The sequence below is a fragment of the Paenibacillus naphthalenovorans genome (assembly GCF_900099895.1).
Classification (GTDB): domain Bacteria; phylum Bacillota; class Bacilli; order Paenibacillales; family NBRC-103111; genus Paenibacillus_G; species Paenibacillus_G naphthalenovorans.
Window position 1 is genome coordinate 1 of sequence record NZ_FNDY01000073.1, and the last position, 2,836, is coordinate 2,836.

The 2,836-nt window shown below is 44.3% G+C and carries 2 protein-coding genes and 2 pseudogenes; all 4 read right to left on the reverse strand.

Translation table 11 applies throughout. The features are described 5' to 3' along the window. Positions 1–93: 93 nt before the first annotated feature. A pseudogene (locus BLT35_RS25945) lies at positions 94–1,194 on the reverse strand (IS256 family transposase); the annotation flags it as partial. 126 nt (positions 1,195–1,320) lie between these two features. Further along, positions 1,321–1,767, reverse strand: coding sequence for a DUF6262 family protein (locus BLT35_RS25950; RefSeq protein WP_005828377.1), 447 nt, complete (start codon positions 1,765–1,767; stop codon positions 1,321–1,323). After that, positions 1,764–2,243 (reverse strand): hypothetical protein, encoded by a 480-nt coding sequence (locus tag BLT35_RS25955; protein ID WP_254777683.1) that lies wholly within the window; start codon positions 2,241–2,243, stop codon positions 1,764–1,766. Before BLT35_RS25955 ends, BLT35_RS25950 begins: the two co-directional genes overlap by 4 nt. 44 nt (positions 2,244–2,287) lie before the next feature. Then, a pseudogene (locus BLT35_RS25960) lies at positions 2,288–2,728 on the reverse strand (ATP-binding protein); the annotation flags it as partial. Positions 2,729–2,836 lie beyond the last annotated feature (108 nt).

Here is a 2,836-nt window from a genome sequence, read left to right on the forward strand (position 1 = left end):
AACATGGAAACCGATCATTAGGGAAAGTTCCCCCTCACAACCCAGCCAGCAACCCGAAACTATTTTTGAAAATCGACTTTTTCAGGAGCAACTAAGTAACGATTCATCCGTTGGGAATATGCTCTTTCCCTTCGTTACCTTTCGCAGCTGTCGATGGTAGCTCTCGATCATATTGGTCGTGTAGATTAACTTACGAAGATCCGGCGGGTACTTAAAAAACGTCGTTAGTTCATCCCAGTTTTGGCGCCAGGATTTGACGATGAGCGGATATTTCTCACCCCAGGTCTCTTCAAAGCGTTCCATCTCCAGCAGTGCCGCTTCCTCAGTTGCTGCTTTATAGATCGGCTTCAGGTCCGCCGTTACCTTCTTCACGTCCTTGTAGGACACGTATTTGATTGAGTTGCGGATTTGATGAATGATGCACTTTTGGATCTCCGTCTGCGGGAAACAAGCTGCGATCGCTTGAGAAAAGCCCGTCAGGTTGTCGACGCAGGTAATGAGAATGTCTTGTACGCCGCGGTTTTTCAGCTCATTCAGAACGCTGAGCCAGAACTTCGCGGATTCATTCTCACCGATCCAGATTCCGAGCACGTCTTTGTTTCCGTCCAGATCGATACCAATCACCATGTAAGCGGCCTTGTTAACAATGTGGCCCTCCTGCTTGACTTTAAAATGGATGGCGTCCAGGAATACCACTGCGTACGTATGTTGAAGGGGCCGACTCTGCCATTCTTTGATAAGGGGAACAATCTTGTTGGTTACATTAGAAATAAGCGCAGGGGAAACCTCGATACCGTACAGGCCATGTAGGTGATCTTGGATGTCGCGCGTGCTCACGCCTTTCGCGTATAAAGCGATGATCTGATCTTCGATGCCGGTGACATTCGTTTGGTGCTTCTTGACGACAACGGGATTGAATTCGCCCAAGCGATCTCGGGGCACTTGGATCTCGACGTCTCCGTACTCAGAAGAGACTGTTTTCTTCGTGTAGCCGTTGCGGCTGTTCTTGGTTTGCTTGTTCTTGACATCATGCCTGTCATATCCGAGCTGCGTATCAAGCTCTGCCTCCAACGCTTCCTGGAGCACGTCTTTAAACAGCTCTTTCAATGTTTCCTGAATCTGCTCGGCCGATGTGAAGTTATGTTCTTTGACAAACGCCCGCAGCTCTTGCTTGGTCCATAAATTGTTTTTCATGTATAATCCTCCGGTCCGGATGGTTTTCTATGATTTTTAGTATTCCCATTTTCATCCGGTTTAAGAGGTTACACATTTTATTTTACAGACCCGCTCCGTCACATGGTGGCGGTCAAGCACAAGCCTTTATTTGAATGGTTTCAATTGCCTATCCCTTAGTTCTTGAATTTTATTTTCTAAATATTCGATACGAGATTTTAGTTGTGCTTTCTCTATGACATGTTTTCTGCATATTTCCAGAAGTTTCTCGTTCTTTTCCTTCTCATTCTGAAGCGCCTGCTTAACTTTTTCATACCGATTCTCAAGCAATCTTTTGCCGCTTGGTCTGGTTGACGTTTCGATTGCAGTAGCTGCAATTTCTTCTGCCCCTTTTTCAATTTCCATCTGCAGCAAAATGGCTTGATCACAGCGTTCCTTAAGATCAGGACGATTATAGATCGTCTTTCGCTCAATGCCAGCTTTTTTAGCAATCGCTGATATGGACAGTTTTTTCTTTCCTTTTCGGAGGTTTGTTATTGCTTGTTCGATACGCTCCAGTGTAACGAGTTTATTTTCTTTAGAAGGGTCACTCATGCCATTCCCTCCCATTCGATTGGTGTGATATTGTAATCTGAATGATTATCAATTCCGGAATAATTCACCTGGGTTTCCAACTCATCAATAATTCCTACGAGGTATTTTTCAATTGTCTTTAACTTGTTCTCATAAGGACCTCCAGCAGGTGCAGATGCCAATTCGCTACGAATTTTTTTCAACCGGCCTTTATGAACTTCAAGAAAGTCCGGAGTAGTCAAAAAATTGCGGCATCCTAAACATACCCCGTCGCCTTCACAAGGTTCATTTCGCATTGGATGGTGAAGACAAAGTCCATGTGACAAAATTTGAATCTTATGCGCTTTACGCAATTTATCAACTTGTTCGATGGTCTTTCCTTTGAATGGGTTATTTACTTTAAGTTTTTCTTTTATTTGAAGAGCCTGCTTACCAACAAGAACTGCGCCTTCATTGAATACTGTATTTGTCAACTGAAAATCCGGCCACATAATCATTTAAATTCCGGCCATGCGGTACAAAAAATATGGCTACATGTAGCTCAGGCCAATTGCTGCTTCTGCAGCCATTCCTTAGTTTCTTTCATGCGATAGGAGTTCCCATTCATGTTGACGAGGTAGGACTGATGCGTCAATCGGTCGATCATCGCTGCGGTCATGATCGGATCCTGAAAGATCTCTCCCCAGCGTTCAAATGACAAATTCGTCGTGATGATCGTTGACTTCCGTCCAGCTCGAAGCGAAAGATGGGTAAACAGTAGCTCGGAACCCTCCTTATCGAATGAGATGTATCCCATCTCATCGGCAATGACCAGGTCATATTTCTCAAACCGGTTCTGAAACACTCGGAGTGTTTGCTCTGCCCGACACTCTTTGATGCGGTTCACAAGCAAAGGCACGGTAGTGAACCATACTTTGTAACCCTCCAAACAAGCTTTTAGACCGAGCCCAATAGCCACATGGGTTTTTCCGTTATGGCAATTTTTCCATAAAGGGAATTATCGAAAGAATTTGGTTATGGAAAGAATTGAGCGTACATCCCGTTATTTCAATGAATGTACATTGATTTCTTTCCATAACACCTCAGAATA

What these genes read in the sequence shown, in the direction of transcription:
- BLT35_RS25950 (WP_005828377.1), bottom strand. Translation starts at nt 1,767, where the DNA reads ATGAGTGACCCTTCTAAAGAAAATAAACTCGTTACACTGGAGCGTATC.
- BLT35_RS25955 (WP_254777683.1), bottom strand. Translation starts at nt 2,243, where the DNA reads ATGATTATGTGGCCGGATTTTCAGTTGACAAATACAGTATTCAATGAA.